The organism is Kitasatospora sp. MY 5-36 (assembly GCF_001182915.1).
Taxonomy (GTDB): domain Bacteria; phylum Actinomycetota; class Actinomycetes; order Streptomycetales; family Streptomycetaceae; genus Kitasatospora.
The window spans coordinates 1-4,742 of sequence record NZ_LFVW01000765.1 but is presented as its reverse complement, the minus strand read 5'-3'; the positions used below and the strand labels follow the sequence as shown (position 1 = coordinate 4,742).

Below are 4,742 nucleotides of genomic sequence, written 5' to 3'. Positions count from 1 at the left end.
CTCCCCGCGCCCGCCCTGGACCGGCACCCGCGCCGTCTCCGGCCGCAGCACCGTGAACCCCGAGTCCGGGTCCCGCCGGCACTCGACCAGCACCACCCCGCCCCCGGGCCCGCCACCCAGCACCTCCCGCGCCGCCGCCGGCTCCTGCAGGGCCGCGACCACCCGCAGCTGGCTGCGCTCCGCCATCTCCCGCGCCAGCCGCAGCAGCGTGCCGGTCTGCTCGGCGGAGAGCCCCGCCCCCAGGTCCTCGGCCAGCACGGTGAGCTGCCGGTGCGCCCAGGGCACCTCGGCGGCCACGTCGAGGTCGAGCACCCCGGCCCCGGTCAGCAGCACCGCGGCGAAGGCGAGGTGGCGCAGCATGCCGTCGGAGGCCTGGTCGGCCCCGGTGCGTCCGAGGACGCCCTCGTCGAAGACGGCGAGGACCCGCTTCACGCCCGCGCTCTCGCGCTCGGCCAGGGTGAGCCCGAGCAGCGGGTGCGGAGCGGCGGCCTGCACGGCGCGCAGCAGCTGCCCGTACCGGCGCGGGCACTCGTTGCTCAGCCGGGCGACGACGGCGGAGATGTTGGCGGCGTTGCTGCGCAGCCGGGCCTGCGGGTCGGCCCGGGCCCAGCCGCGCATCAGCGCGGGGACGGGGTGCAGCGGGAAGACCTCGCGCAGCGCGGTGAGCAGGTCCTCGGTGGCGGCGAGGACGAGGCACTCCCCGGCCGAGGAGCCCGCGACCCGCAGCGGCAGCTGTGCGGTGATCATCGTGCCGCTGGGGAACGGTGCCCGGATGTCGCCCTGGCGGGTGTCGTTGTGCCAGCAGACGTTGACCCGCCGGTTGCGGACGTCCTGCTCGCCGGTGTCCATCAGGGTCCGGCCGTCGAGGGTGAGCGACTCCCGGGCGATCCGGACCGGGCCGTCGGTGCGGACCACCACGTCGAGCCGGATCAGGCCGTGCGGCGAGCGGACGGTGCAGCCGAGGTTGATCGCGTGCCGCCCGTGCGGGACGCACCCGTCGAGGCCGCCGCGGACGGGTGCGGCGAGCGGGCCGGTGCGCTCGGGCAGTCCGTCCAACGAGTCGGCGATCTCCTCGCCGAGGGCGAGCCGGGACAGCACGGCCAGCGCGTCGAGGGCGTTGGACTTGCCGACGCCGGCGGGCCCGTGCAGCACGGTGAGGGGCGCGAGCGGCAGCACCGCGCGCCGGTAGGACTTGAACGAGGTGAGTCGGAGCTCCTCGACGGTGGGTCGCGGCACGGGCGGCCGGTCGGGCCCCGGGGCGCCCGGTCGGAGGTGGGACGGCCCTGCGGGCACGGTGGCGTCGCGGTTCACCTGTCGGACGTTAGCCGCAGGCCGACCGGCAGAAACGTGCCTGCGCGGCAGATTCATCCCAACGTGGGGCTCAGCGCCGGTACGCGGCCACCGTCACCGAGGCCGTCACCTCGACCGGCTCCGGCAGTTCCGCGAGCACGGCGGCGAGCCGTTCCGGGTCGGTGTGCCAGGCGCTCGGCCCCATGCCGACGACGGTGCGCACGTCCTGCGGGCCGAGCCGCAGGGTGAACTCGACCTCGCGCCGCCCGGCGGGCTCCAGGTACGGCCCGAGCTTCTCGTCGATCCGCCGCTGCTTCTCCTCGTCCACCGACAACAGCCCCAGCGCGCCGACGAGTTCACGCAGGTGGCGGGCGGTCGGCGAGACCAGCAGCAGGGTGCCGCCGGGGCGCAGCACCCGGCGGATCTCCGGCCCGTTGCGCGGTGCGAAGACGTTGAGCATCAACTCGGCCGAGGCGTCCCGCAGCGGCAGCGGGCGCCAGGCGTCGCACACCACGGCGCCGATCCGGGGGTGCGCCTTGGCGGCCCGGCGCAGCGCGAACTTGGAGATGTCCAGGGCCGCGCCGACCGTACCGGGCAGGGCGTCCAGGACGTGCGCCAGGTAGTGGCCGGTGCCGGCGCCGAGGTCGGCGACCAGGCCGTCGGAGGCACCGGCGACGGCGGCGGCGGCCTCCGCCAGCGCCTCGGCGATCGGCCGGTAGTGCCCGGCGGCGAGGAAGTCCGCGCGGGCCGCGACCATCTCGGCGGTGTCCCCGGTGCCGGTGTGGGCGTCGCCGGCGAGGAGGCTGACGTAGCCCTGCTTGGCGAGGTCGAAGCTGTGCCCGGCCGGGCAGCGCAGGCTGCGGTCGTGCCGGGTGAGGGCCTGCGCGCAGTGCGGGCAGGCCAGGTAGCGCTCGATGTCCTGGAGCAAGGTTCCGTCTTCTCTCGCCGTACGCCCCGGCCGGTCGGGGCGCCAGCCAGCCTAACGACCCCGGCGGGCCGGACGCCCCAGGCCATCGGCCCGGGTCGGCTCTACCCCGCGTCCCTCCCGAGCCCGAGCCCCGCGAGCGAGCGCCCCCGCCCCCGCTCCGCCCCGACCCGCAGCGCCAGCGCCACGAGCGCCTCCGGCGCGCCGGCCCGGCCCCGGACCCCCGGGAAGGCGTTGACGTCCACGATGACCGGCTCGGCGGGCCCGTCGAGCAGGTCGACCCCGTACACCTCGAGCCCGAACACCTCGCCCACACGCAGCGCGAGCGCCGCCCGCCCGGCGGACGGCTCCCAGTCCTCGGCCCGCCCCGACTTCCCCGTGCCGGTGGCGAGTTCGGACTGCCGCCGGGCCGCGAACACCTGTCCGTCGACGACCCACAGCTTCTGGTCCCAGCCGGTCCCCGGGACGAACGGCTGGGTGACGACCGGCTCCTCGGGCCAGCGCTCGGCGAGTTCGCGCAGCCGGGCCGGCCCGTCCACCCGGGCGACCAGGTCGTGCCGCCTGCTGTGCCGGCTCTTGACCACGAACGGGTAGGCCGGGTCGGCGAGTTCACCCAGCAGGCCGACCGCGTCGGTAGCCGCGAAGGGCAGCCCGGCGGCGCGGGCGAGGTCGGCCATCCGCACCCGGTCCTGGCACCGCCCGGTGGCCGCCGCCGAGTTGACCACCGGCGCGCCCCGCCGCTCCAACTCCCCTGCCAGCGCCAGTGCCTGCGGCGTACGGGCCTTGAGCAGGTAGACGTCCGCGAGCCCGGTCACGGGCCCCGCGGGCGGGACGGCCGCGACCTCGTGCCCCCGGCGCACCAGCAGTTCGACGGCCGCCGCCAGCACCGGGTGCCCCGGGTCGCCGGTGATCAGCCCGACCTTCACAGCAACTCCCCCTCACCAAAGCCCCGTTGGCCGTACGGGTCGCCGCCCGCCGGCACCAGTTCGGCGGGCCCGGCGGGCAGCGACACGGCCGTGCCGCTGCGCGCGAGCCGCAGCACCGCCCGGGCGACCCGGGCCACCGCGTCCGGCACCTGCCGGAAGCTCGGGAAGTCGTTGACGTCCACCACCACCGGTCCGTCCGGCCCCAGCAGCACGTCCACCCCGTACAGGTCCAGCCCGAACACCTCGCCGACCTGCGCCACGATCCGCGCGACGCTCCCCGGCAGCGGCACCTGCCGCTCGCGCACGCCCTGCCCGGGGTGCAGCGGGGAGGAACGTTCCGTCGCGAAGAGCTCGCCGTCGACGCAGTACACCTTGAGGTCGGTCCCGGAGTTGGGCACGTACGGCTGCGCGATCAGCAGCCCCTCCCCCGCCAGCTCCGGACCCACCTCCAGCAGCTGCTCGGGGCTGCGCACCAGCCGCACGGCGCGCCCGGAGCTGCCGTCGGCGGGCTTGACCACCAGCGGGTACTCGGCCGCCGGGATCTCCGCCAACCGCTCCCAGCGCGCGGCCGCGTACGTCACCGGGACGGGCAGGCCGCGGGTGCGGCCGATGACCGCGGCCAGCGCCTTGTCCCGGACCCCGCGGATCGAGCGCACGTCGTTCACCGTGGTGAGGCCGACGGCGGCGGCCGACTCCAGCAGGGTCAGCCCGGGACCGCCGGACACGGTCTTGAGCACCCAGGCGTCGTGGCTGCCGGCCCGGACCTCCTCGGAGATCGCCAGCAGCGAGTCCCCGGGGCGCAGCACGTCCACCCGGTGCCCCCACGCGGTGAGTTGGCGTGCCACGTCGAGCGGCATGCCGTCGTGCCGGTAGTGTTCCTCCACCAGAAAGCAGAGCCTCATCGGCCTGTCTTCCCCCTTGCCTCGCCTCGTGCAGACGTCCGCCGTCCCCCTCGGCAGAGCTGTAAAGGCTTCAGCATGCACGCCGCGGCCGCACAAGATCGCTGCGGGCGGGTAAGCGTTCGGCAACAATCGGCCCCCGGAACGGCGACGCGCGGGCGGCGCCGAGCCCGGAGGAGCCGCGGCCCGCCCCGACAAACCGGTGGCGCCCCTCCCCCGCCCCTGCTTGGATGCACGCCGTGACCCCTGATGATCATGCCCACGACCGCCCCCTGCTCGACGAGATCGAGCGCTACTACGACGCCGTGCCCCGCAGCGCCGCCCGCACCGAGGACTTCGGGCCGCTGACCCTGTTCCTCCGCGACGGGGCCGGCTGGCCCTACTACGCCCGCCCGACCCTCGGCCACACCGGCCCCGCCGCCACCGCCGAGGACGTCCGCCGGGTGCTGGAGCGCCAGCGGGAGGCGGGCGCGCCGGAGGCCTTCGAGTGGGTGGCCGAGCAGAACCCGGAGCTGCGCGCGGCGGTCGAGGCGGCGGGCCTGACGGTGCACGAGCACCCGCTGCTGGTGCTGGGCCCGCAGGACGAGGCGGCCCCGGCGCCCGAGCTGCCGGAACGGGTGGAGGTCCGGGTGCTGGCACCGGACGCCCCGGAGCTGGCGGCCGCCGTCGCCGTCCCGCACCTGGCCTTCGCCGAGCCGGGCA

4 protein-coding genes and 1 pseudogene are annotated in these 4,742 nt (G+C 76.4%); 1 reads left to right on the top strand and 4 read right to left on the bottom strand.

Features of this window, described 5'->3' with window-relative positions:
* From AE652_RS35520 to AE652_RS35505, 4 genes are all read right to left on the bottom strand, one after another.
* On the bottom strand, positions 1-1,236 hold a 1,236-nt coding region (locus tag AE652_RS35520), incomplete at its 3' end, for an AAA family ATPase (RefSeq protein WP_049659125.1).
* 145 nt (positions 1,237-1,381) lie between these two features.
* Positions 1,382-2,218: a putative RNA methyltransferase gene (locus AE652_RS35515; protein ID WP_049659124.1), complete on the bottom strand. Its 837-nt coding sequence runs from the start codon at positions 2,216-2,218 to the stop codon at positions 1,382-1,384.
* Between the two features lie 101 nt (positions 2,219-2,319).
* Positions 2,320-3,141, bottom strand: a complete 822-nt coding sequence (locus tag AE652_RS35510) for a RimK family alpha-L-glutamate ligase (RefSeq protein WP_049659123.1) — start codon at positions 3,139-3,141, stop codon at positions 2,320-2,322.
* Positions 3,138-4,043 carry a RimK family alpha-L-glutamate ligase gene (locus AE652_RS35505; RefSeq protein WP_049659122.1) on the bottom strand — a complete coding sequence of 302 codons (906 nt, stop codon included), beginning with the start codon at positions 4,041-4,043 and terminating at the stop codon, positions 3,138-3,140. Before AE652_RS35505 ends, AE652_RS35510 begins: the two co-directional genes overlap by 4 nt.
* 227 nt (positions 4,044-4,270) lie before the next feature.
* Here AE652_RS35505 and AE652_RS35500 point away from each other — a divergent pair.
* Positions 4,271-4,742, top strand: a pseudogene (locus AE652_RS35500) (GNAT family N-acetyltransferase); the annotation flags it as partial.

Excerpts from the sequence above, each read along its gene's own strand:
- AE652_RS35505 (WP_049659122.1), bottom strand. The coding sequence starts at position 4,043 with ATGAGGCTCTGCTTTCTGGTGGAGGAACACTACCGGCACGACGGCATG.